General features: G+C 57.2%; 22 protein-coding genes. 15 read left to right on the forward strand and 7 right to left on the reverse strand.

Features of this window, described 5'->3' with window-relative positions:
* Nucleotides 1-125: 125 nt before the first annotated feature.
* Nucleotides 126-1,697, forward strand: a complete 1,572-nt coding sequence (mqo, locus tag RZ35_RS12110) for a malate dehydrogenase (quinone) (RefSeq protein ID WP_026743549.1) — start codon at nt 126-128, stop codon at nt 1,695-1,697.
* Between the two features lie 124 nt (nt 1,698-1,821).
* On the opposite strand, the gene fadL is transcribed toward mqo, so the two are convergent.
* Nucleotides 1,822-3,138: a long-chain fatty acid transporter FadL gene (gene fadL, locus RZ35_RS12115; protein WP_026743550.1), complete on the reverse strand. Its 1,317-nt coding sequence runs from the start codon at nt 3,136-3,138 to the stop codon at nt 1,822-1,824.
* Nucleotides 3,139-3,507: 369 nt separating this feature from the next.
* Here fadL and RZ35_RS12120 point away from each other — a divergent pair, with 369 nt between their 5' ends.
* Entirely contained in the window at nt 3,508-3,804 is a 297-nt protein-coding gene (locus tag RZ35_RS12120) for a YfcZ/YiiS family protein (protein WP_074728140.1), read from the forward strand.
* A 522-nt stretch (nt 3,805-4,326) separates the two neighbouring features.
* Nucleotides 4,327-4,818, forward strand: a complete 492-nt coding sequence (gene sixA / locus RZ35_RS12125; protein WP_026743552.1) for a phosphohistidine phosphatase SixA — start codon at nt 4,327-4,329, stop codon at nt 4,816-4,818.
* Between the two features lie 228 nt (nt 4,819-5,046).
* Here sixA and smrB read toward each other — a convergent pair whose 3' ends face one another.
* Nucleotides 5,047-5,586, reverse strand: a complete 540-nt coding sequence (gene smrB / locus RZ35_RS12130; RefSeq protein ID WP_026743553.1) for an endonuclease SmrB — start codon at nt 5,584-5,586, stop codon at nt 5,047-5,049.
* 161 nt (nt 5,587-5,747) lie between these two features.
* On the opposite strand from smrB, the gene prmB reads away from it, so the two are divergent.
* From prmB to RZ35_RS12160, 6 genes are all read left to right on the forward strand, one after another.
* The gene (prmB, locus tag RZ35_RS12135) at nt 5,748-6,680 is read left to right on the forward strand and encodes a 50S ribosomal protein L3 N(5)-glutamine methyltransferase (protein ID WP_026743554.1); all 933 of its coding nucleotides are present in this window, start codon (nt 5,748-5,750) and stop codon (nt 6,678-6,680) included.
* A gap of 70 nt (nt 6,681-6,750) precedes the next feature.
* Nucleotides 6,751-7,836 carry a chorismate synthase gene (gene aroC / locus RZ35_RS12140; protein WP_026743555.1) on the forward strand — a complete coding sequence of 362 codons (1,086 nt, stop codon included), beginning with the start codon at nt 6,751-6,753 and terminating at the stop codon, nt 7,834-7,836.
* Between the two features lie 7 nt (nt 7,837-7,843).
* Nucleotides 7,844-8,674 (forward strand): penicillin-insensitive murein endopeptidase, encoded by an 831-nt coding sequence (mepA, locus tag RZ35_RS12145; protein WP_026743556.1) that lies wholly within the window; start codon nt 7,844-7,846, stop codon nt 8,672-8,674.
* 6 nt (nt 8,675-8,680) lie between these two features.
* A complete protein-coding gene (locus RZ35_RS12150; protein WP_026743557.1) occupies nt 8,681-9,484 on the forward strand; it encodes a sulfite exporter TauE/SafE family protein in 804 nt (267 codons plus the stop codon).
* Between the two features lie 20 nt (nt 9,485-9,504).
* Nucleotides 9,505-10,047 carry an elongation factor P hydroxylase gene (locus RZ35_RS12155; protein WP_036153345.1) on the forward strand — a complete coding sequence of 181 codons (543 nt, stop codon included), beginning with the start codon at nt 9,505-9,507 and terminating at the stop codon, nt 10,045-10,047.
* A 38-nt stretch (nt 10,048-10,085) separates the two neighbouring features.
* Nucleotides 10,086-10,367 (forward strand): YfcL family protein, encoded by a 282-nt coding sequence (locus RZ35_RS12160; RefSeq protein WP_026739958.1) that lies wholly within the window; start codon nt 10,086-10,088, stop codon nt 10,365-10,367.
* 52 nt (nt 10,368-10,419) lie between these two features.
* Here the strand turns inward: RZ35_RS12160 and RZ35_RS12165 are convergent, their stop codons facing one another.
* The 4 genes from RZ35_RS12165 to mnmC all read right to left on the reverse strand — a co-directional run bounded on the left by RZ35_RS12165 (nt 10,420) and on the right by mnmC (nt 14,554).
* The gene (locus RZ35_RS12165; RefSeq protein ID WP_026743559.1) at nt 10,420-10,737 is read right to left on the reverse strand and encodes an AzlD domain-containing protein; all 318 of its coding nucleotides are present in this window, start codon (nt 10,735-10,737) and stop codon (nt 10,420-10,422) included.
* Complete coding sequence (locus tag RZ35_RS12170; RefSeq protein ID WP_026743560.1) at nt 10,734-11,444, reverse strand: AzlC family ABC transporter permease; 711 nt, start codon at nt 11,442-11,444, stop codon at nt 10,734-10,736. Before RZ35_RS12170 ends, RZ35_RS12165 begins: the two co-directional genes overlap by 4 nt.
* A 175-nt stretch (nt 11,445-11,619) precedes the next feature.
* Nucleotides 11,620-12,456, reverse strand: a complete 837-nt coding sequence (locus RZ35_RS12175; RefSeq protein WP_026743561.1) for an AraC family transcriptional regulator — start codon at nt 12,454-12,456, stop codon at nt 11,620-11,622.
* Between the two features lie 76 nt (nt 12,457-12,532).
* Nucleotides 12,533-14,554 (reverse strand): bifunctional tRNA (5-methylaminomethyl-2-thiouridine)(34)-methyltransferase MnmD/FAD-dependent 5-carboxymethylaminomethyl-2-thiouridine(34) oxidoreductase MnmC, encoded by a 2,022-nt coding sequence (mnmC, locus tag RZ35_RS12180; protein ID WP_026743562.1) that lies wholly within the window; start codon nt 14,552-14,554, stop codon nt 12,533-12,535.
* Nucleotides 14,555-14,716: 162 nt separating this feature from the next.
* Between mnmC and fabB the strand changes: the two genes are divergently transcribed.
* Entirely contained in the window at nt 14,717-15,937 is a 1,221-nt protein-coding gene (gene fabB, locus RZ35_RS12185) for a beta-ketoacyl-ACP synthase I (protein WP_026743563.1), read from the forward strand.
* Between the two features lie 94 nt (nt 15,938-16,031).
* Here fabB and flk read toward each other — a convergent pair whose 3' ends face one another.
* On the reverse strand, nt 16,032-17,150 hold the full coding sequence (flk, locus tag RZ35_RS12190; protein WP_026743564.1) for a flagella biosynthesis regulator Flk: 1,119 nt from the start codon (nt 17,148-17,150) through the stop codon (nt 16,032-16,034).
* A 246-nt stretch (nt 17,151-17,396) separates the two neighbouring features.
* On the opposite strand from flk, the gene pdxB reads away from it, so the two are divergent.
* From pdxB to accD, 5 genes are all read left to right on the forward strand, one after another.
* Nucleotides 17,397-18,533: a 4-phosphoerythronate dehydrogenase PdxB gene (pdxB, locus tag RZ35_RS12195; protein WP_026743565.1), complete on the forward strand. Its 1,137-nt coding sequence runs from the start codon at nt 17,397-17,399 to the stop codon at nt 18,531-18,533.
* Between the two features lie 88 nt (nt 18,534-18,621).
* Complete coding sequence (locus tag RZ35_RS12200; RefSeq protein WP_026743566.1) at nt 18,622-19,632, forward strand: aspartate-semialdehyde dehydrogenase; 1,011 nt, start codon at nt 18,622-18,624, stop codon at nt 19,630-19,632.
* A 2-nt stretch (nt 19,633-19,634) separates the two neighbouring features.
* Entirely contained in the window at nt 19,635-20,459 is an 825-nt protein-coding gene (gene truA / locus RZ35_RS12205; RefSeq protein WP_026743567.1) for a tRNA pseudouridine(38-40) synthase TruA, read from the forward strand.
* A 47-nt stretch (nt 20,460-20,506) separates the two neighbouring features.
* Nucleotides 20,507-21,169, forward strand: coding sequence for a DedA family protein (locus RZ35_RS12210; protein WP_026743568.1), 663 nt, complete (start codon nt 20,507-20,509; stop codon nt 21,167-21,169).
* A gap of 229 nt (nt 21,170-21,398) precedes the next feature.
* Nucleotides 21,399-22,313: an acetyl-CoA carboxylase, carboxyltransferase subunit beta gene (gene accD / locus RZ35_RS12215; protein ID WP_026743569.1), complete on the forward strand. Its 915-nt coding sequence runs from the start codon at nt 21,399-21,401 to the stop codon at nt 22,311-22,313.
* Nucleotides 22,314-22,368: the final 55 nt, after the last annotated feature.

The following is a 22,368-nucleotide window of genomic DNA, read 5'->3' on the forward strand; positions in this document are numbered from 1 at the left end:
CAAAATTTTGACCAAAAGCAGTCTTACTGCTCTTTCACCACTTCTGTACCGTTATCTTGCTCGTCGGGATGGGATGACTTTGTTTCACCTGCAGGGATAATAATTCACATTAAGAGATGTAAAGCATGAAAAAACTACTCATTTCGGTCCTCTGTTTAGGGATCATGGGAGTAACGCAATCTGCTGTGGCAGAAGAGGATAAAACCGTGGATGTAGTACTGATCGGCGGCGGCGTTATGAGTGCAACATTGGGCACCTACCTGCAAGAACTAGAGCCCAACTGGACCATCAATATGGTCGAGCGTATGGATAACGTTGCCCAGGAAAGTTCAAACGGCTGGAATAATGCGGGTACCGGGCACTCTGCTTTTATGGAGTTGAACTATACCCCGGAAAAACCTGACGGCTCGGTCGAAATCGTCAAAGCCGTTGAAATCAGCGAAGCATTCGAAATCTCACGCGAGNTCTGGTCCTATCAAGTTAAAAATAACGTGATGAAGGATCCCTCCTCCTTCATCAACAGCGTTCCCCACATTAGTTTTGTCTGGGGCGACGACAACGTCGATTTCCTGCATAAGCGCTACAACGCATTGCAGCACAGCACGCTCTTCCGCGGGATGGAATTCTCCAGCGACGCCAATACCATCAAAGAGTGGGCTCCACTGGTGATGGAAGGCCGCGATCCGAATCAGAAGGTCGCCGCTACCCGTATGCCGATTGGTACCGACGTCAACTACGGTGAAGTGACCCGCCAGCTGGTTGACTCCATGAAGCAGAACCCGAACTTCTCTTTACAGCTGAATCATGAAGTTCGTGACCTGAAGCGCAATAGCGATAACACCTGGAACGTGGTCGTTGCTGACCTGAAGAATGATGGCAAAGAAAGCGTAATCAAAGCGAAATTTGTCTTCATCGGTGCAGGCGGCGCGGCGCTTCAGTTGCTGCAGAAATCGGGTATTCCTGAAGCTGATAATTACGGTGGCTTCCCCGTCGGCGGCGAATTCCTGGTGACCGACAATCCTGATGTCGTGAAACGTCACATGGCGAAGGTTTACGGTAAAGCCTCCGTAGGTGCGCCGCCGATGTCCGTTCCGCATTTGGATACCCGTGTCTTCAACGGCAAACAAGTTGTGCTGTTCGGGCCGTTCGCAACCTTCTCCAGCAAATTCCTGAAAAATGGTTCGCTGTGGGATCTGTTTGCATCAGTCAGTACCTCCAACTTAATGCCGATGGTGCATGTTGGTCTGGATAACTTTGATTTGGTGAAATACCTGATCAGCCAGGTGATGATGAACGATGACGACCGTTTCGCGGCGTTGCAGGAATACTTCCCGAACGCCAAGAAAGAAGATTGGAAGCTGAGTGTTGCCGGTCAGCGCGTTCAGGTCATCAAAAAAGACGCAGATAAAGGCGGCGTGCTGAAGCTGGGCACCGAAATCGTCAGCTCTCAGGATGGCACCATCGCTGCGCTGCTGGGTGCGTCTCCGGGCGCTTCTACCGCTGCGCCAATCATGCTGGACGTGCTGAATAAGGTCTTCAAGACCCAAATCGCGACGCCGGAATGGCAGGCTAAGTTGAAGGAAATCATCCCTTCCTACGGTGAAAAACTGGATGGCGACATTGAGCTGACCAACAAGATCCGTAGCTACACCAGCAGCACGTTGAAACTGAACTATATGGAAGTGAAACCGGAATAATTCCGATTCTGCTTCAATAGCGCATAAAAAAGGCCGCATAAGCGGCCTTTTTTGATCGTGGCATAAACGTGCATCCACAAAGTATCCCGCACCTGGATGAGCCTTGGTGCGGGACGCACGCTTGTCAGAAGCGGTAGTTCAGGTTGATGCCGTACAGCCAGGCGGTGCCTTTCGAAGTGAAGCTGTAGGTCGCAGGCGAGTTGTCAGCCACTTTTTCATTAATGGTCACGGTCTTACCGTGCATGTAAGAGATGCCCAGGTCGACGGACGCGTCTTTATTGAACGCGTAGGTGGTCCCGGCGCTAATCCAGAAGCGGTCCTGATCCGGAATAGAGATGGAGCGGTTCTCCGCCGGTACCGGGCTGTCGTCAAACGCGATACCGCTGCGGAAAGTCCAGTTATCGTTGTAATAATAGGTGGTGCCGAGCGCCATGCGATAGGCGTCGCGGAAATGCTCTTGCTTCTCGAACAGCTGCTGATTGTTGCTGCCGGTGGCTCTTAGCTCTTCGAACTGGCTCCAACTGGTATAAGTGAAGCTGTAATGAACTGCCCATTTAGGCGCGACCCGGTGATAGGTGGAGAACTCCCACATCTCTGGCAGTGAAAGCGTCAGCGCGCCTGGAATGTACTGGCCGCCCGTGCCCGTCGTGGTGCTGGTTGCGATGACGCGGGGCAGGTCATTTTTATAATCGCCCTTGAAGTCGATGTCGACTTTAGAGCGATAGGTCAGGCCGATGCGGTTGTTATCGTCGACTTCGTACAAAATACCGGCGTTCCAGCCGTAACCCCACTCTTCGCCTTCCAGATGCGCTATCTCTGATGAAGGGCCGTTAACCACGCCCGCCAGGCCGCCTCTGGAAGCTGGAATGTAGGCCAGTTCGCCCGCGGTACGCACAATTTTCGCTTTTGCATAGACCGCGTCAACGCCCAGTCCGAAGCTAAAGTGCTGGTTCATACGATACGCGGCGCTGAGGTTGAGGTTCGATGTCAGTAGCTTGGTCGTGCCGCCAATGGAGCCTGCGGCGTAGTCGGAGGGAAATTCCGTCGACAGCCCATAGTTAGTCACGGCGGATGCGCCGACGGACCAGCGATCGTTCAGCGGCATGATGAAGTGCAGGTTTGGGACCCACTGCGCGGGCGCAATGTTATGCGCGCTGGTATCGTCGCTTCCCGTCAGGGAGTTTTTTCCCTGTAGATTTACGTTCGGGTCGATATAAATGGCGCCGATAGAGAACGCGGGCCGGTCAAATAAGGTCATGGTGGCGGGATTGCGGCTGCCTGACGTCGCGTTGTCGGCGACGGCGCCTTCGCCGGAGAAAGCGCGTCCCAGACCGGACGTGGAGTATTCATTAAGCTGGAAACCCGCGGCGGATGCATGGCTGGAGAACAGCGCTAGAGCTACAGCAAGCGATGTTTTTTTCAGCCGGCCTTTCTGGTGCATGACCAAACCTCATTGTATTTTGTTGTTGTGCGCTGTTACATCGTAAAACGGTAACAAAAGGACGCGCATTGTAGGTTGGCTCTTCTTTGTGACAAATCAGACCAGTTACAAAAAGATTCGATCATCAATGTTTTGATCTTTAATTGTTTTGTTTTTGTTAAATCAGTGTCTGATGTGTGAGTCATTTTCGCGGGCAAAAGAGCGGGCATAGATAGGGCCGAACAGGGAGTACCGGGGTAATACTTCGGCGTTAATATCCTTAGTTTCAGTAAGTCCTAGTGCTCCTGCTTTTCGGCGGGTAAAATGAGACGACTTTTTATGATCCGGTATGTGCCTGGCCTCCAGGTATCACCGCAGAGGAGTTTTGTAATGACCAATCCAATGAACAAATGCAGCGCTGAAGAAACGGCCGCCTGTTGCTGTGTCGATGTGGGCACCATCATGGACAATACCGATTGCACCGCCTCGTATAGCCGGGTGTTTGCTGACCGCGCTGAAGCGGAAGCCATGCAAAAGACGTTGATCGACAAAGCTCGCTCCGTGGAATCGGAGCCTTGCGTGATCGACAGCACGTTCGCTGAGGTTGAAGGTGGCATTAAGATGGACATCGACTTCACTTTCTCCTGCCAGGCGGAAACCCTGATTTTCCAACTGGGCCTGCGCTAAACGGTGCGTATCGGAGGGATGCTCCCTCCGAATCTCGACTTCCGGACGTTCCGGCAACACTCCCCGCTCCAAGATACCGCTGATTTCCGTAAGAAATTCTTCAGACATCCTATCTCCCGTCACGCGCGTGCGAACTAAGCTGAAAGGGGTCGGTCTGATTATTCAGACCATCGTCCAATGGCGGGGTAATTAAGGTGGCTAACCGTCAGCACAAAAAACAACATGATGTCCTATTTTTTGTATGGGTGAGGGGGGGGCGCGTTTTTACAACTCACTGAAAATCAAAGGATTATATCAGACGCGCGTGCGTAAAAATTCGTGCGTTTCCTGCTGGCGTCGGTCGTTAGGTTGCTATCGGCAGCCAATTAGAGTAAAAAAATGCGCTTCGGTCTGGTTAAAACGCCAGCAATTCGTTCCTAAACCGTGTGTTTACGTCGGTCAGGCGCAGCCGGATGCACGAGCGTCGGCACCGCCTTTCCTCTCGCGGCACGCACAGCTTTTTCATCAATATAGCGGTGTAATATGCAAGTTTTGATCATGCGTCACGGCGATGCCATACCTGACGCGGCCAGTGATGCGCTTCGTCCTCTCAGTGCTCGTGGATGTGATGAGTCTCGTCAGATGGCCGTTTGGTTGTCTGGCCAGGGTATCGACATTGATCGCGTTCTGGTTAGCCCGTTCCTGCGTGCTCAGCAAACGTTGCAGGCCGTCAGGGATGTATGGCAACTGCCGGTAAAGGATGAATGCCTGCCGGAACTCACGCCGGGCGGCAGCGCCGAACAGGTGCGTGACTATCTCGAAGTGCTGTCTTCTCAGGGCGTCGGTGCTGTGCTGGTGATCTCGCATTTGCCGCTGGTCGGCTACCTGGTCGCGGCCCTTTGTCCGCAAGAAACGGCGCCGATGTTCGCCACGTCTGCCGTGGCCGACGTGCAGTTCGACCCTTCCGGCCCTGGCGTATGTCAATGGCAGGTCAGTCCGGCTCAGCTTCTCGCCAAATCCGCCCAAGTCAAATAATCCTGCTTTAGCCCTGCGCCCCGGTATGCCTGACGGCAAGGGCATACCGGCACAGTTCGACACCTCTCTTCCTGCTTCGGTGTTCTAAAGGTTGGCGACGCGAGGTTTTACCTGCGCCAAAGCAACGTGTGGGCTTGAATGCCAGGCTGGGCGGGGGGCAGTGATGTCTCTGGGAGGAGTGAAGAAAACGAGGCGGCACATTGCCGCCTGTCTTTTATGTTTGTGGCGTCATCTGACATGGCTATCCAGCGCCACCAGCACGAGCAATGCGGCGTCGCCGCCGAATTCGCGCGGGGCCTGATGAAATGCCAGCACGTCGGGATGCTGGGCAAGCCATAGTGGAGTCTGCTGTTTAAGAATGTGCTTACCGTGACCATGCATCACACAGGCGCAGTACACGTGCTCCCGGCGGCAGGCGGCCAGTAATGCGCCCAGTTCTTGCTTGGCTTCCTGCTGGGTCAGACCATGCAGATCCAGAAACAGCTCGGGCGGATAATCCCCTCTGCGCAGCTTTTTCAATTCGTAGTGGCTGGTGCCGGAGCGAACGTATCTTACCGGGCCGTCGTTTTCCAATAGCGGCTGAAACTCATCCGAGAAATAAAAGCAGGCGTCGCGCTGCTCTTGCATCGCTTTACGCGGCGGCACTTCTGAGAGCTTGCGGCGCGGCGGTTGATAGCGATAGGTGTCCTGAGTCAGGCGTCTGGCGCCGGCGACTGAAGCGCGAAAAAGCGCCAGCTCTTCCTCATCCAGCCTGTATTTGTTTTTCATCAGCGCTGTACTCTGTCTTGGTTTTTCCTAAGTGTACCTTTTCTTGCGCGCTCCGCTAAGGCTTGAGGGGCCGCAGGACGGTGATATCTGCTGATTTGTCGCAGGCTTCATGGCAAACTAGGCGGCAATTTGATTTTCAGAGATGTCTGCGGAGGACAACCTTGGACAAAATTTTCGTCGATGAAGCGGTCAACGATCTGCATACCCTTCAGGATATGCTGCGTTGGACGGTCAGCCGGTTTAATGCCGCACAGGTCTATTACGGTCATGGCACCGACAACTCTTGGGACGAGGCGCTGCAACTGGTGCTGCCGAGCCTGTATCTTCCCCTCGATATCCCCGAAGATATGTACAGCGCGCGCCTGACGTCAGGCGAGCGTCACCGTATTGTGGAACGCGTGATCCGCCGTATCAACGAACGCATCCCCGTCGCTTATCTCACCAACAAAGCTTGGTTCTGCGGGTTGGAATTCTACGTCGATGAACGGGTGTTGGTGCCGCGTTCGCCGATAGGAGAGCTGATCAACAATGGTTTCGAGCCGCTGTTGAGNCACGAACCCCGCCACATTCTGGATCTCTGTACTGGCAGCGGCTGCATCGCCATCGCCTGCGCACAGGCTTTTCCGGAAGCGGAGGTCGACGCGATCGATATCTCCAGCGATGTGCTGGCGGTGACCGAGCTGAACATCGAACAGCATGGCATGGAACATCACGTCACGCCGATTCGTTCAGATCTTTTCCGCGACCTGCCGACCACGCCTTACGATCTGATCGTCACCAACCCGCCTTACGTCGATGAAGAAGACATGGCGGATCTGCCGGACGAGTTCCGTCATGAGCCTGAGCTGGGACTCGCTGCGGGGAGCGACGGCCTGAAGCTGGTGCGGCGCATTCTTGCCCGCGCCGCCGAATACCTCAGCGAAGAGGGTGTGCTAATCTGCGAAGTGGGCAACAGCATGGTGCATCTGATCGACCAATATCCCGACATCCCGTTTACCTGGTTGGAATTCGAACACGGCGGAGAGGGCGTATTCATGCTGACCCGTGCGCAACTGCTGGAATGCCAGTCTCACTTCAGCCTGTATCGCGACTAATATATTGACAAAATGCGGGCGCGGATAGCCCGCCTGACGAACTCTTATTTTATGATGTAAAGGAGCCGTGATGGCAGGAAACAGTATTGGGCAATTTTTCCGCGTCACCACCTTTGGTGAGTCCCATGGTATTGCCCTGGGGTGCGTAGTGGATGGCGTTCCGCCGGGCATTCCGTTGACTGAAGCGGATTTGCAGCACGATCTGGACCGTCGTCGTCCGGGCACGTCTCGTTACACCACCCAGCGTCGCGAACCGGATCAGGTACGCATTCTGTCCGGCGTCTTCGACGGCGTGACGACGGGTACCAGCATCGGCCTGCTGATTGAAAATACCGATCAGCGTTCGCAGGACTACAGCGCGATCAAAGATCTGTTCCGTCCCGGCCATGCCGACTACACCTACGAGCAGAAATACGGCCAGCGCGATTATCGCGGCGGCGGTCGATCTTCCGCACGCGAAACGGCCATGCGCGTGGCGGCGGGGGCCATCGCCAAGAAATACCTGCAGCTCCGGCACGGCGTGAATATTCGCGGTTGTCTGACGCAGATGGGCGACATTCACTGCGAACTGAAAGCGTGGGATCAGGTTGAGCAGAACCCCTTCTTTTGCCCGGATCCGTCCAAGCTGGAAGCGTTGGATGAACTAATGCGCGGGCTGAAGAAAGAGGGCGACTCGGTTGGCGCGCGGGTGACGGTGGTCGCCGAATCTGTGCCTGCCGGGTTGGGCGAGCCGGTATTCGACCGACTGGATGCCGATCTGGCGCATGCGCTAATGAGCATCAATGCCGTCAAAGGCGTCGAGATCGGCGACGGTTTCGCGGTCGTCGGTAAACGCGGCAGCGAAAACCGAGACGAGATCACGCCGGACGGTTTCCAGAGTAACCATGCCGGCGGCATTCTGGGCGGCATCAGCAGCGGCCAGGCAGTCGTCGCACATCTGGCGCTCAAGCCCACGTCCAGCATCATGGTGCCGGGACGGACGATCACCCGTACGGGCGAAGCGACTGAAATGGTTACCCGCGGGCGTCACGACCCCTGTGTTGGTATCCGCGCGGTGCCTATCGCCGAGGCGATGATGGCTATCGTCTTGATGGATCATTTATTACGCCAGCGCGCGCAGTGCGCGGACGTGAACACCTCCGTTCCCCGTTGGTAACACGCATATGAAAACAGTGTTGATAGGTTTGATGGCGCTACTGTGCTGCGCCACCGCCGGAGCGGCGACGCCCTGGCAGGAGATCACGCATCCGGTCGCGGGACGCCCGCAGGCGATTGGCTCCTTCGCCAACGGCTGCATCATCGGCGCGCAATCACTACCGCTGCAAGCAGCCGACTATCAGGTGATGCGAGTCGATCAGCGTCGCTATTTCGGCCATCCGGATCTGCTGGCGTTCATCCATCGCCTTAGCGCCAACGTACATCGCCAGAACGGCGGCATTGTGCTGGTCGGGGACATGGGGATGCCTGCGGGCGGCCGTTTCAGCAGCGGACACGCCAGCCATCAGTCGGGTCTGGATGTGGACATCTGGCTGCAGGTGCCGCGTCAGCGCTGGAGCACGCAGCAACTCCTGAATCCACAACCTATCGATCTGGTATTGCCTGGGGACAAGGCCGTCAATCCGCGTCTGTGGAATTCTGACGCGCTGACCCTGATCAAAACGGCGGCGCAGGACAGCGCGGTGACGCGCATCTTCGTCAACCCGGCGATCAAGCAGCGTCTGTGTCAGGAGGCTGGCAGCGACCGCTCCTGGCTGCACAAGGTCCGCCCCTGGTTCGCACACCGTGCTCATATGCACGTTCGGCTGCGTTGCCCGGCGAATAGCCTTGAGTGCCAGGATCAGGATCCGCCGCCGGCCGGTGATGGTTGTGGCGCAGAGTTGCAAAGCTGGTTCCAGCCGCGTAAACCGGGCGCCGTCTCACCGCAGAAAGCTACGCCACCGCCGCTGCCCGCATCGTGTCAGGCGCTGCTGAACCGACATTTTGCTGCGGAATAAATCACCATGGATGCAATGCTATTAGGGCCGGAGCTGCTCGGGCTCCTGTTTGTTATCGCCGTGGCCGCGGGGTTTATCGACTCGATCGCCGGAGGCGGCGGTTTGCTGACGGTCCCCGCGCTGCTGGCTGCGGGACTTTCTCCCGCGCAGGCGCTGGCGACCAATAAACTGCAGGGCGTCGGCGGTGCGTTCTCCGCCAGCCTGTACTTTATTCGCCGCGGGGCGGTCGACCTGCGCGAGCAAAAGTTGGCGGTAGTATGCACCTTCCTTGGCGCAATCACCGGCGCCTGGCTCATTCAGCAAATTCATGCGTACTTCCTGCGCCAGTTGCTGCCGGTGCTGGTGATCGGCATCGGCCTGTATTTTCTGTTGATGCCCAAAATCAGCGACGAAGATCGGCAGCGTCGGCTCTCTCCCGTTCCGTTCGCCCTCGTCGGCGGCGCCTGCGTGGGATTCTATGACGGTTTCTTTGGGCCGGGTGCCGGGTCGTTTTATGCGCTTTCTTACCTGACGCTACGCGGCTTCAATCTGGCGAAGTCCACCGCACACGCCAAGGTGCTCAATTTCACCTCCAACCTGGGGGGGCTGCTGTTCTTCATCCTGAGCGGCAAAGTCATGTGGGTCATCGGCGGCGTGATGTTGTTAGGCCAGATTATCGGCGCGCGTTTGGGTGCCAAAATGGTGCTCACCAAGGGACAAAAGTTGATCCGCCCCATGCTGGTGGCAGTGTCCGCGCTGATGAGCATCAAACTGATTTATGACAGTCACGGGCAGGACATTGCCCATTGGGTGGGACAGCTATTCTCATGACCGAACCGGTTAACGACATCATGACACACGATTACCAGCACCTGATTCAGGTGTTTAATGACTGCTTTAGCGAAGATTTTAATACGCGCCTGGTCAAGGGAGAGGATGAACCGATCTACCTGCCGGCCGATGAGCAGGTGGACTACCACCGGATCCTGTTCGCCCACGGTTTTTACGCCAGCGCGATGCACGAGATTTCTCACTGGTGCATTGCGGGCGCGGAACGGCGCAAACTTGTCGACTTTGGGTACTGGTACTGTCCTGACGGTCGCGATGCGGCAACGCAGCAACAGTTCGAGTCGGTAGAGATCAAGCCACAGGCGCTGGAGTGGATGTTTTGCGTCGCGGCGGCGTTTCCCTTTAACGTAAGCTGCGATAACCTGAACGGCGATGTGACGCCCGATCGCATTGCCTTTCAACGCCGCGTGCACGCGCAGGTTATGCGTTATCTGGAGGAGGGCGTTCCCGAACGTCCGGGCCGCTTCATTCAGGCGCTGCACGCGTTTTATCATACGGCGCCGCTGACCCCGGCGGATTTCCCGTACCCCGCCGATCTCTGCTGAGCGGACGATGGGCAACACTGAACAACCGAGGACAATGAATGATCGCAGAATTTGAATCGCGCATCCTGGCGCTGATTGATGACATGGTGGAACACGCCAGCGACGATGAGCTTTTTGCCGGGGGATATCTGCGTGGTCATTTGACCTTGGCGGTGGCGGAAGCTGAGGAAAACGGCGAGCATACGGCGGAAGCCTTGTGCAGCCGCGTCGAGGACAGCGTACGCAAGGCCATCAAAAACGGCGAGCTGTCTCCGCCGGATCAGGTTCTGGTCAATCAAATGTGGGACCGCCTCTACCAGCAAGCGTCCTCCCAGCAGTAACACCGCAATCCTTTCTCACCCCAGGTGCCGGAGTCATCCGGCACCTGCATCGTCAGACTCCCAGCCAGAAACACAACGCATAAAACCACGCCAGTCCGCAAGCAACCGCCAGGAGTACGTTGCGAACCAGCAGTGCGATTATCACGCAGCCTAGCGCCCCCCACAGATAGGGATTGCCGGGGAACGGTCGCAGCGCGTCGTGATGCAGAAGGATCACCGGTCCGCATATTGCGGTCAGCATACAGGGTGCGGAATAACGCAGCGCCTGACGGACCCACAGCGGCAGCGTGACCGGCACGCGGGGATCAAGAAACAAATAGCGATTGAAAAACACCACGCCCGCCAGCACAAACAGTAATGACCAACTCATGACGTCGCACCTCCCAGGCGTTCAATCACCACAGAACACAGCATACCGCCGAGTCCACCGATAATGACGGCGCCTTCAACGTGGCAGTATGACAACAGCATGGCGGCGATCAGGGAAAAAGCGACGCCACACAGCGTAGCCCTGTTCTTTACCATCGGCACGATGATCGTGATAAAGGTCGCCACAATCGAAAAATCGAGATGGTAGTGGTCCAGGTCGGGTATCGAGGACGCTAGTAAAATGCCCGCCAGACTGCACATCAGCCAGCACAGATAAAAGGTGAGACCCGCGCCGAGAAGATACCCCGGTGAGAGTCGCGCGCGATTGCCCTTCCCAGCGGCCAGCGCAAACAGTTCATCCGTCAGTAAAAAACCAATGGGAATGCGGAAACGGCTGTTCAGGCGCGAGACGACCTCTCGGAGGCTCAAGCCATAAATCAGGTGTTGCACGGTAATCACAAATACGGTCACAACGATGGTCAGCACATTGGCCCCGGACATCAGCAGTCCCAGCGTCACCAATTGCGCCGCGCCGGCGAAGACCACCGCCGACATGCCGACGCTTTGCCAGAAGGTCAGTCCGGCCTGGACCGCCATTGAACCCGCGAGGATGCCCCAGGGAACTACCGCCAGACACAACGGTAAGACAGAGACGCAGCCCGAAAATGTGCCCTGCCAGGGAGAGCGAAGGGTTTCCGACGCGTTCATAAACCATGTCCTTGTAGGTGTAGTAGGTCGCCAAAAGGTAACGCAAACTCCCGAACAAAGATTGAAGAAAATTGCGCAGGTGAAAACTGTCAGGCGGGAGAATGTGTAGCCCCGACGCCCTCAACGTTCGCCGGCGACAGGGGCGGTGACAACATCGTGAATCACCCGGCTATTTTCAGCGTTTCAGCGCGCGTAAAAATTGCCCCGGCGTCACGCCCAGCGCTTTTTTGAAGTGGCGATTGAAGTGGCTCTGATCCGAAAAACCGCAGCGGGCGGAAACCTCGGAGAGGGGGTGCCCCTGACGCAGGAGCGTAGTTGCCTTGCGGAGCCGGGACTGCACGAGGTAGGCATGCGGCGGCATCCCCACCTGATTTTTAAACTGGCGCAGGAAGTGCCACGGGCTGAGACCGGCCAGATTTGCCAGCGCCAGCAGGGACAGGTTCTCTTCCGGGCTGTCATCCAGCAGCATTTTGACCTGTCGGATGGCGTGGTCGGCGTTGGTCAGTGGATGTCCTTCCTCGCGCGTTTTTCCGTGACGCATCATTAACCAGACCAGTGACGAGCAGAGCAGGGTTTCCTTTAACAGCGTATTGCCTTCGACGCTCAGCAGCGAGAAGGTCATGCGCAACTGCTCGGATAAGCCCGGATCATGGGCCACCGCGTGGGGAAACCACGGCGTGTCCCCCCGATCGTCGCGCATCGTGTTCGACAGACCGCGCAGCATATCGACCGACGGATAGATGGCGCGATAGGACCAGCCCTCGGCGGTGCCTGCGTAGCCCGTATGGATTTCATCCGCGTTGACCAGAATGATATCGCCTTTGGGCGCCACGTGCTCACCGCCGGTACGGTAGAAACGCTGTGCGCCTTTTTCTATTACACCGATGCAGAAATTCTCGTGCGAGTGGCGGGAAAAACGTTGGCGGTGATAGCAAGCTTGCAGCATGTCCAGTCCACCCAACGTCGGCAGATGGCTGAAATGAGCCTGCTCCTGCGGCGCTGGCTGTCCCATCTTTACGCTCCAAAAGCAGTGAGAAATTGAACGAAATTGCTGTTGTTCCGGCCACGAGGCGCAGCCGGTGATTCCCTTATTCCACCGGCCGGTTCTTCAACAGCTTTCTTACCCAGAATCGGTTCGGATTTATGGCGGCCAGCGTGGCGCCGTCCAGCGGCAACGGTTCCCCATACATCTGGGCCGCCAGCACTTCCGCCGCCAGAGGAGCGGAACACAGCCCGCGGGAGCCAAGACCGCCGATGATGAACAAATTGGGATGAACCGGGGCTCGGGCTGGAACTTGCGCCGCGGCCAACTGCTGTGGCAGCGTCTGGTATTGCGCCAGCGTTTGCTCATAGTCTGGAACGGCGCCGACCAGCGGCAGATGATCGCGCAGCGCGCTGCGTACGCCGCATCGGGCGTCGCCGTCGGAGACCGCTATCGACGCTGGCCACGACAGCGACGGCAGGCAGTCGATCAGGCGCTGGCGATTCTGCTGCTGATCCGAATCGCGATACTCGGTGCCTGAGTCTCCGCGGTGATAGCTGGCGCCGATGCAATGCTGCTGGTGACGCGGGCTGATCGGCGTCAGATAACCATCGTAGCAGAGCACCTGATTGAGGTGACGCAGTTGGGCGTTGCTGGGCACGTGGCTCACCTGTCCGCGTACAGCGTAGGTGGGCAGATGACGCGTCTGCGGCCAGTCGCTGAGCTGATGGCCGTTCGCCAGAACGACGGTGGCATGCTGAGCGACGTTTCCGTTGTCCAGCGTCAAACGCCAGCCGCCGTCGGCAGGCGAGAGTTCAACGACGGTGGTTCCTAAACGGACCTGCATGCCCTGACGGACCGCCAGCGCCAGCGCGGCGGCTGTCAGTTCGGCCGGACATAACCATCCCCCGGAAGGATAGGTGATGCCGCGATGGAGAATAGGGACGCCGCAGGACTGCGTCAGCGTCTGCGCATTGGCTGCATGCACCAGATCTTCTGGCCATTGCCCCGCCAGGATACGGTCGATTTTGCGCGCGCTTTTATCGTCAAACGCCAACTGGCTGACGCCGCACCACTGATGTTCATAGTCCACGCCCTGAGCCGTCAGTGCATCATAGGTCCGTCGGGCATAGCCGAACGCGCTGGCGAAAAACCGCGACAGCGCATCATGCTTATCGTTGAGTAGCGGATAGAGCGCGCCCTGTCGGTTGCCGGAAGCGCCTTGCCCCACGTGTTCATCGGCGCAATACAGGGTGACTTTGCTGCCGCGTCGCTGTAGCGCCAGCGCCGTCAGCAGGCTGGCGATACCGCCGCCGATGATGGCGACTTCCTGCGGCTGCGGGGCGGCAGGGCGGTGATACCACGGCGCGGATTCGGTGAGGGGTATCGCTTCCGGCAGGTCCCCCCTCAGCATCTCGCGCTTGTGTCCGAATCCTTTGACCTTACCGACGTTGAACCCTGCTTCCTGCAGACCCCGACGAACGAACCCCGCCGCGGTAAACGTAGCGAAGGTGCCGCCGGGACGGGACAATCTCGCCATCGCGTTGAACAGGTTCGCTGTCCACATATCCGGATTTTTCGACGGCGCGAAACCGTCCAGAAACCAGGCATCGACCTGGTGGTTCACGCTGTCATCGAGTAGGGGCAACAGGTCATTGATATCACCGAACCACAGATCGAGCGTGATATGGCCATCCGCCAGTATCAGTCGGTGGCAGCCAGGGGACATCGTCGGCCATTGTTGTCGCAGTTCGTCGGCGAAAGCGGCCAGCTCGGGCCACTGTGCATGCGCGGCCGCCAAATCGGCCACCTGCAAGGGAAACTTTTCGAAACTGATGTAATGCAGGCGCTGCAACGTGGCGTCGGGCTGTTGGCGGCGAAAGTCGGCGAACGCTTGCCACAACGTGAGAAAATTGAGTCCGGTGCCGAATCCGCTTTCCGCCACGGTAAAGGCGGCGCGTGAGGCGTGTGCAAAACGTGCGGGTAACCCATTGCCCTGAAGAAAGACATAGCGGGTTTCCGCGAGCCCATCCTGGTTGGAAAAATAGACGTCGTCAAACTGTAGCGAAACAGGTGTACCCTGAGCGTTCCAGCTTAGCGAAGCGGTTCGGATGGCGGGCGTAATCACGGCAACTCACTCATAATTCAGGTAGTGGCGGAAGTTTAACGGTCAGCCCCTTTGTGTGCAAATTTGTGCAAAGTTAGGCAGATCGGACTTGTTCAGCTTACAAGTGTAAGCTAAAGTGCTTCGCAGTATCCTAAATGCTTATACAAACGAATGAGGTATTGAATGAAACGTGCAGTGATTACAGGTCTTGGGATCGTATCTAGCATCGGTAATAACCAAGAGGAAGTTCTTGCATCTCTGCGTGAGGGACGTTCAGGAATCACCTTTTCTCAAGAGATGAAAGATGCTGGCATGCGTAGTCACGTCTGGGGCAATGTTAAACTGGACACGACTGGCCTGATTGACCGTAAGATCGTGCGTTTCATGAATGATGCCGCCATTTATGCTTTCCTCTCTATGGAGCAGGCGGTGAAGGATGCGGGGTTGTCCGAAGAGGTTTATCAGAATAACCCGCGTGTAGGTCTGATCGCCGGTTCCGGCGGTGGTTCTCCACATTACCAGGTGATGGGCGCCGATGCCATGCGCGGCCCGCGCGGCGTGAAAGCCGTCGGTCCCTATGTGGTGACCAAGGCGATGGGTTCCGGCGTTTCCGCCTGCCTGGCCACACCGTTCAAGATCCACGGCATCAACTACTCCATCAGCTCCGCGTGCGCTACATCCGCACATTGCATCGGCAACGCCGTTGAGCAGATCCAGATGGGCAAACAGGACATCGTGTTCGCTGGCGGCGGCGAAGAGCTGAGCTGGGAACTGTCCTGTGAGTTTGATGCGATGGGCGCGCTGTCCACCAAATACAACGACACGCCGGAAAAAGCTTCCCGCACTTATGACGCGAACCGTGATGGTTTCGTTATTGCCGGCGGCGGCGGTATGGTTGTCGTGGAAGAGCTGGAACACGCGCTGGCGCGCGGCGCGCACATCTATGCCGAAGTCGTGGGCTACGGCGCAACGTCCGATGGCGCAGACATGGTGGCCCCGTCTGGCGAAGGCGCAGTGCGCTGCATGAAAATCGCCATGCAGGATGTTGAAGGTTCTATCGATTACATCAACACCCACGGGACTTCAACGCCGGTCGGTGATGTGAAGGAACTGGGCGCGATCCGTGAAGTGTTCGGCAACAACACGCCAGCAATCTCCGCAACGAAAGCGATGACGGGTCATTCACTGGGGGCTGCGGGCGTCCAGGAAGCGATCTATACGTTGCTGATGCTGGAGCACAACTTCATCGCGCCGAGCATCAACATCGAAACGCTGGATGAGCAGGGCGAAGGGATGAACATCATCACCGAACCGACCGAACGTGAGCTGAACACCGTGATGTCTAACGGTTTCGGTTTCGGCGGTACTAATGCCGTGCTGGTTATGAGCAAATACAAGCAGTAAGCGTTATACGACAACCGGGGCGTTCAGCCCCGGTTGTTTTTTTCTCGCCTGATTGACGCATCTCCCCTCTTTTTTTGCGCTAACCGCTTCGGGATTAGAGCAGTATCCACAGCAAAACGATCACACACAGCGCGCATAAAATTAGTACGCCGCGCGGACGGCTGAATAGCGGCCGCAGTTGAGGGGGGAGGGCGGAGATAAAGGGGCCGTAGATGGGAACCGGCGCAGGCGTCGATCCTGCCGTTGCCGCCTCTTTTTCCTGTATCTGCTGTAGGCGTTTGCTATAGAGGAATGTGACGACATCGGCAATCTGCACTGGCGTCAATGGGGTCTGCATCCCGGCGTTAAAGCGAGACTGCGCGTAATCCTGCACCATTTGTTGTTCCTCGGCATCCATCGGCTGCTTGAGCGCCGGCTGCAACGCCGCCAGGGTAGGCGACGTATGATTCTGCATCATGGCGACCTGCGTTTGCAGCAGTTGGCTCAGCAGCGGGAAGTTTTTGGCGGGAATGGCGTCCTGGGGTTTCAGCCCCTGAATATCCATCAGTGCCAGCAGCACCTTGGCGGGCGATTCGCCGGTGAGCGTCGTCAGCCGGGTGATCAATTGATTCAGGCTGTTTTGCTCCGCGGGTAGCAGGCGACGGTCCAGCGGGGCGCTGGTTTGCGGCAGCGCGCCGGGCTGTGGCTCGGTGGACGAAGGCTGCGCGGACGGCGGAAACGCGCCGGGCGGCGACGATGGGCTTGGTTGGGGCAACTGGCCGTTTTGCAACAGCGAGACAACCTGCTGTAGCTGATTGCCACTCAATGAACTCAGCACGGTGTGGCCGAACTGTTGGCGTATAAAGTCGCTCACTGCCTGACGGTTATTGCCTTGCGACAGTAGTTCGGTGAGCTGCTGCAACAGTTGGCGGGTGCCTAAGGTATTCTGCACGGAGGTCAGCCGGGTTTGCAGCGCCTGTTCTGCGGCAGGGAAATGACCTGACAAAATTTCGGCGCCGCTTTTCAAACCGATGTCGTGACGCATACCGGCCCAGATTTCAGCCGACTTGAGCGAACTTAACGACATGATCTTCGTGATAAGCCGCTCCAGCGATGTGCGCTGCGCGGGCGTCAATGGTGCGTCTTCGCGCGCCGTTCCGCCGGTTTTCAGCGGCGTAGAATCAATGTTGCGGTCGCCGGGCAAAGACGTGCCGGGGCTGTTCACGGGCTGCATAACACGATCCTTACCGTGCGGTTTCTGTTCGAAGTGGGATAACAGAAAGAATAGTTGAACGTTATGATAACAACCCGGATCCGTAACGGGTAGTCGGGTAGGGCGTTTGACGCAAAATTTCTGTCATACGGTGCGGCAAGTCGGGCGATTCGCCAGTGTTCCCTATCGCCGGTTTGTGGCAGAATAACGCCCCTGTTTTCGCCGCTGCCGTGCGCTCTACGACATACGCCTTTCAGGAAACGTAACGTGAAAATCCTTGTTGATGAAAATATGCCTTATGCCCGCGAGCTGTTCAGCCGCCTGGGCGACGTCACTACCGTACCGGGACGACCGCTGCCGCAGGATGCGTTGAAGGATGCCGATGCGCTGATGGTGCGTTCGGTCACCAAGGTCAATGCAGACTTATTGACGGGAAAATCGGTGAAGTTCGTCGGTTCGGCGACGGCGGGCACCGACCATGTCGACGAACCCTTTTTGCAGCAGGCCGGCATTGCTTTCTCTGCCGCGCCGGGTTGTAACGCCATCGCCGTGGTTGAGTATGTTTTTTCAGCACTGCTGGGATTGGCTGAGCGTGATGGCTTCCAGTTGCGCGATCGCACCGTCGGCATTATCGGCGTGGGCAACGTGGGTTCGCGCCTCAATGCCAGGCTAAAGGCCTGGGGCGTCCGTACGTTGTTGTGCGATCCCCCGCGCGCAGAACGCGGCGATAAGGAAAATTTTCTTTCGTTGGAAGAGGTCGCGGCGCAGGCCGACGTGCTGACGTTTCACACGCCGTTGTATAAAGACGGCCCCTACAAGACCTATCACAGCGTGGATGCGGATTTGCTGGATTCGCTGGCCGAAGGCGCGATACTGATCAACGCCTGCCGTGGGCCGGTGGTCGACAACGTAGCTTTGCTTGAGGCGTTGCAGCACGGTAAATCTCTCAGCGTGATACTGGATGTCTGGGAGCCGGAACCCGAGCTATCGACGGCGCTGCTGGACCGGGTGGATATCGGCACGTCGCACATCGCCGGTTATACGCTGGAAGGCAAAGCGCGTGGTACAACGCAGGTCTTTGAAGCCTGGAGCCGCTTTATCGGTCGGCCGCAGCAGGTGGCGCTGTCGTCGCTACTACCTACGCCTGAGGTGACTTCCGTCAGTCTGACTCAACCGCTGGATGAATCGCTGCTCAAACGCCTGATTCATCTGGTTTACGACGTGCGTCGCGATGATGCGATGCTGCGAGGCGTCGCCCACATGAGCGGTGGGTTCGATCGACTGCGTAAAACCTACCAGGAGCGCCGAGAATGGTCGTCACTTCAGGTGGTTTGTGCCGATCGCGAGAGCGCAGAGCTGTTGAACCAACTGGGCTTCAGCGCCGTCTTTCAGGGCGATAACTGATCGTTTTATTCGTTAATAATCCTTTTTTGTCCAGGCGATGTCGCTGTCGCCTGGCCTGTGTTATGAAAAATTTGGGGAGAAGAACCAAATGACCAATGGCTGGAATATAGCGCTGCTGGGCGCAACCGGCGCCGTCGGCACCGCGTTGCTGGAGCTATTGCAGGAACGTGAATTTCCAGTGGGAGAGATCTATCCGCTGGCGAGCGAGCATAGCGCAGGGGAGACCCTTCGTTTCAATGGTCGCTCTTGTCTGGTGACGGATGCGGCGGAGTTTGACTGGTCGCAGGCGCAGTTGGCCTTTTTCGTCGCGGGCGCCGAGGCCAGCGCCCGCTATGCGGACGAGGCGGGTAACTCGGGCTGCCTGGTTATCGACAGCAGCGGGTTGTTTGCGCAGGAGCCGGATGTCCCTCTGGTTGTTCCGGGCGTGAATTCCCACGTGCTGGCTGATTATCGCAATCGCAATCTCGTTGCCGTGGCGGATAGCCTGACCAGCCAGCTGCTGAAAGCGGTGAAGCCGTTGACGGAACAGGCCGGACTTTCCCGCCTGCACGTCACCAGTCTGCTGTCGGTTTCTGCGCGTGGTAAAGCGGCGGTTGACGATCTGGCGGGACAAAGCGCTCGTCTGCTGAATGGCATGCCGCCGGAAGCCGGGATGTTCCCGAAACAGCTGGCGTTCAACCTGCTGCCGCTGCTGCCGGATAGCGAAGGCAGCGTCATGCAGGAGCGTCGACTGGTCGAACAGGTGCGTAAAGTCCTGCAAGATGACGGTCTGCCGATTGCGGTCAACTGTGTTCAGTCGCCGGTCTTCTACGGCCATGCGCAGGTGGTGCATATGGAAGGCATGCGTCCGCTCTCCGCCGAGGAAGCCCGCGAGGAGCTGCTGCAGTCGGATGACGTCGCCATCAGCGATGACGACGATTACCCGACGCAGGTCGATGATGCGTCCGGAAACGGACAGTTGAGCGTGGGCTGCCTGCGCAACGATTACGGCATCCCGGAGCTGCTGCAGTTCTGGTCTGTGGCGGATAACGTTCGCTTCGGCGGCGCGTTGATGGCTGTTGAAACGGCCGAACTCCTGATTGAGGAGCATCTGGGGTAATCATGACAGCGTTGCAGGTTGCGGAAGACGTGGCGCCGCTGAAAATTGCCCTGGGAATTGAATATGACGGCAGTCGTTATTATGGCTACCAGCGTCAGGCGGAGGTGGATAGCGTCCAGCAGTGTCTGGAAACGGCGCTGTCTCAGGTCGCGGATGAGCCGATTACCGTGTTCTGTGCGGGGCGCACCGATGCGGGGGTGCATGCCNCCGGTCAGGTGGTGCATTTCACCACGCACGCCGTCCGTAAAGACGCGGCTTGGACGATGGGCGTCAACACCCATCTGCCGCCGGATATCGCCGTTCGCTGGGTCAAGACGGTGGATGATGAATTTCATGCTCGCTTCAGCGCCACCGCCCGTCGCTATCGCTATCTGATCTACAACCACCGCTACCGCCCGGCTATTTTGTCGCATGGCATGACGCATTTTTATCATCCTCTCGACGCCGAGCGCATGGAACGCGCGGGGCAGTGTCTGCTGGGAGAGAATGATTTCACCTCTTTCCGAGCGGTGCAGTGTCAGTCGCGTACGCCATGGCGAAATGTAAAACATTTAAAGGTAACGCGGCACGGCGCTTACATTGTGGTAGATATCAAGGCCAATGCCTTTGTGCACCATATGGTGCGCAACATTGTGGGCAGTTTGATGGAAGTTGGGTGCGGAAATCAGCCTGAAAGCTGGATGGCGGACTTGCTGGCGGCCAAAGATCGTAAGCTGGCCGCCGCGACGGCCAAGGCCGATGGACTGTATTTGGTGGACGTCGACTATCCCGAGTCATTCGGGCTGCCGTCCGTCCCGATGGGACCGCTGTTTTTACTCGATGACTAACGNCGCTGCCGTTCGCCGAACTGCGCGGTCTGATGATAGGTAACATAATGGAATTTATACACTTTATTATTGATTTTATTCTGCATATCGATGTGCACCTGGCCGAGCTGGTCGCGCAATACGGCGTTTGGATTTATGCGATCCTATTTCTGATTTTGTTCTGTGAAACGGGGCTGGTGGTGACGCCGTTCCTGCCCGGCGACTCTCTGCTGTTCGTCGCTGGCGCGCTGGCGGCATTGCCGGGCAGCGTTCTGGATGTCCATCTGATGGTCGTACTGATGGTCATCGCGGCAATCCTGGGCGATGCGGTCAATTACACCATCGGGCGGCTGTTCGGTGAACGATTGTTCCGTAATCCAAATTCCCGGATTTTCCGTCGCAGTTATCTGGACAAGACTCACGAGTTTTATGCCCGTCACGGCGGCAAAACAATTATTCTGGCGCGATTCGTGCCGATTGTGAGAACATTCGCGCCGTTTGTGGCGGGGATGGGGCATATGACCTATCGGCATTTTGCCCTCTTCAATGTTGCGGGCGCACTGCTGTGGGTGTTGCTGTTTACCTACGCCGGCTACCTGTTTGGGGATTTGCCGATTGTGCAGGACAATCTTAAACTCCTGATTGTGGGTATTATCTTTGTTTCTATCCTGCCGGGCGTGATTGAATTTTGGCGTCACAAACGGTCGGCGACACGTCAGAATGTGAAATAAGCAAAAATTATTTTAACATTCGGTGTGACCAGTTTTTTATCCACAGTATCGGGTCATTATGGTTTAATGGGCGGCACTTACGGCTATGTTCACGTGAACCGCTATAAATGCCCATGTCGTATCCTGCCCTTGGCGGATGAGGCATCGCTTTGTCGGCTGCGTCAGCAGAACATTATGAACGCTGAGCAGCGTACTGGCCTGTGGCCAGGTTCAAGCAGAAAGGTTATCAATGAGCTGGATTGAACGAATTCTAAATAAAAGTCATATCACACCGACTCGTCGGGCCAACATCCCCGAAGGCGTCTGGACTAAATGTGATAGTTGCGGTCAAGTACTTTACCGCGCTGAGTTGGAACGTAATTTGGAAGTGTGTCCGAAATGTGACCACCATATGCGGTTATCCGCTCGTGCTCGTCTTCACGCTTTTCTGGATACAGAAAACACGGTTGAACTCGGCAGTGAACTGGAACCCAAGGATGTCCTGAAGTTCCGCGACTCCAAAAAGTATAAAGATCGTTTGGCTGCGGCACAGAAGCAGTCCGGCGAGAAAGATGCCATGGTCGTCATGAAAGGCACCCTCTACGGCATGCCCGTCGTGGGCGCGGCTTTCGAATTCTCCTTCATGGGAGGCTCGATGGCGTCGGTGGTCGGTGCGCGCTTTGTGCGTGCGGTGGAGCAAGCGTTAGAAGATAACTGTCCGCTGGTCTGCTTCTCCGCCAGCGGCGGCGCCCGTATGCAGGAAGCGCTGATGTCGCTGATGCAGATGGCGAAAACCAGTGCGGCACTGGCCAAACTGCGCGAACGCGGTCTGCCTTATATCTCCGTAATGACGGACCCGACGATGGGCGGCGTATCCGCCAGTCTGGCGATGCTGGGCGATCTGAACATCGCCGAGCCAAAAGCGCTGATTGGTTTCGCCGGTCCGCGTGTTATCGAACAGACGGTACGCGAGAAACTGCCGCCGGGCTTCCAGCGCAGCGAGTTTCTGGTGGAAAAAGGCGCGATCGATATGATCATTCGTCGCCCTGAGATGCGTTACAAGCTGGCTACGATCCTCGCCAAGCTGACGAACCATCCGGAACCGCAGCCTGAAGTGGAAGAGCCGCGGCCGACCGCTTCGTCTGAATCACAGGATGAAGCCTAACCGATGACGTACGGGGAGCGCGGTTGCGACGTGCTCCGTCGCTCCCTGTATCAAT

Origin of the sequence: Lonsdalea quercina subsp. quercina (assembly GCF_000688655.1) — a bacterium.
Lineage (GTDB): Bacteria > Pseudomonadota > Gammaproteobacteria > Enterobacterales > Enterobacteriaceae > Lonsdalea > Lonsdalea quercina.

Bases quoted from the DNA above. Each gene is read 5' to 3' on its own strand.
- fadL (WP_026743550.1), bottom strand. From the start codon at position 3,138: ATGCACCAGAAAGGCCGGCTGAAAAAAACATCGCTTGCTGTAGCTCTA.
- RZ35_RS12120 (WP_074728140.1), top strand. From the start codon at position 3,508: ATGACCAATCCAATGAACAAATGCAGCGCTGAAGAAACGGCCGCCTGT.
- sixA (WP_026743552.1), top strand. From the start codon at position 4,327: ATGCAAGTTTTGATCATGCGTCACGGCGATGCCATACCTGACGCGGCC.
- smrB (WP_026743553.1), bottom strand. From the start codon at position 5,586: ATGAAAAACAAATACAGGCTGGATGAGGAAGAGCTGGCGCTTTTTCGC.
- aroC (WP_026743555.1), top strand. From the start codon at position 6,751: ATGGCAGGAAACAGTATTGGGCAATTTTTCCGCGTCACCACCTTTGGT.
- mepA (WP_026743556.1), top strand. From the start codon at position 7,844: ATGAAAACAGTGTTGATAGGTTTGATGGCGCTACTGTGCTGCGCCACC.
- RZ35_RS12150 (WP_026743557.1), top strand. From the start codon at position 8,681: ATGGATGCAATGCTATTAGGGCCGGAGCTGCTCGGGCTCCTGTTTGTT.
- RZ35_RS12155 (WP_036153345.1), top strand. From the start codon at position 9,505: ATGACACACGATTACCAGCACCTGATTCAGGTGTTTAATGACTGCTTT.
- RZ35_RS12160 (WP_026739958.1), top strand. From the start codon at position 10,086: ATGATCGCAGAATTTGAATCGCGCATCCTGGCGCTGATTGATGACATG.
- RZ35_RS12165 (WP_026743559.1), bottom strand. From the start codon at position 10,737: ATGAGTTGGTCATTACTGTTTGTGCTGGCGGGCGTGGTGTTTTTCAAT.
- RZ35_RS12170 (WP_026743560.1), bottom strand. From the start codon at position 11,444: ATGAACGCGTCGGAAACCCTTCGCTCTCCCTGGCAGGGCACATTTTCG.
- RZ35_RS12175 (WP_026743561.1), bottom strand. From the start codon at position 12,456: ATGGGACAGCCAGCGCCGCAGGAGCAGGCTCATTTCAGCCATCTGCCG.
- fabB (WP_026743563.1), top strand. From the start codon at position 14,717: ATGAAACGTGCAGTGATTACAGGTCTTGGGATCGTATCTAGCATCGGT.
- flk (WP_026743564.1), bottom strand. From the start codon at position 17,150: ATGCAGCCCGTGAACAGCCCCGGCACGTCTTTGCCCGGCGACCGCAAC.
- RZ35_RS12200 (WP_026743566.1), top strand. From the start codon at position 18,622: ATGACCAATGGCTGGAATATAGCGCTGCTGGGCGCAACCGGCGCCGTC.
- RZ35_RS12210 (WP_026743568.1), top strand. From the start codon at position 20,507: ATGGAATTTATACACTTTATTATTGATTTTATTCTGCATATCGATGTG.
- accD (WP_026743569.1), top strand. From the start codon at position 21,399: ATGAGCTGGATTGAACGAATTCTAAATAAAAGTCATATCACACCGACT.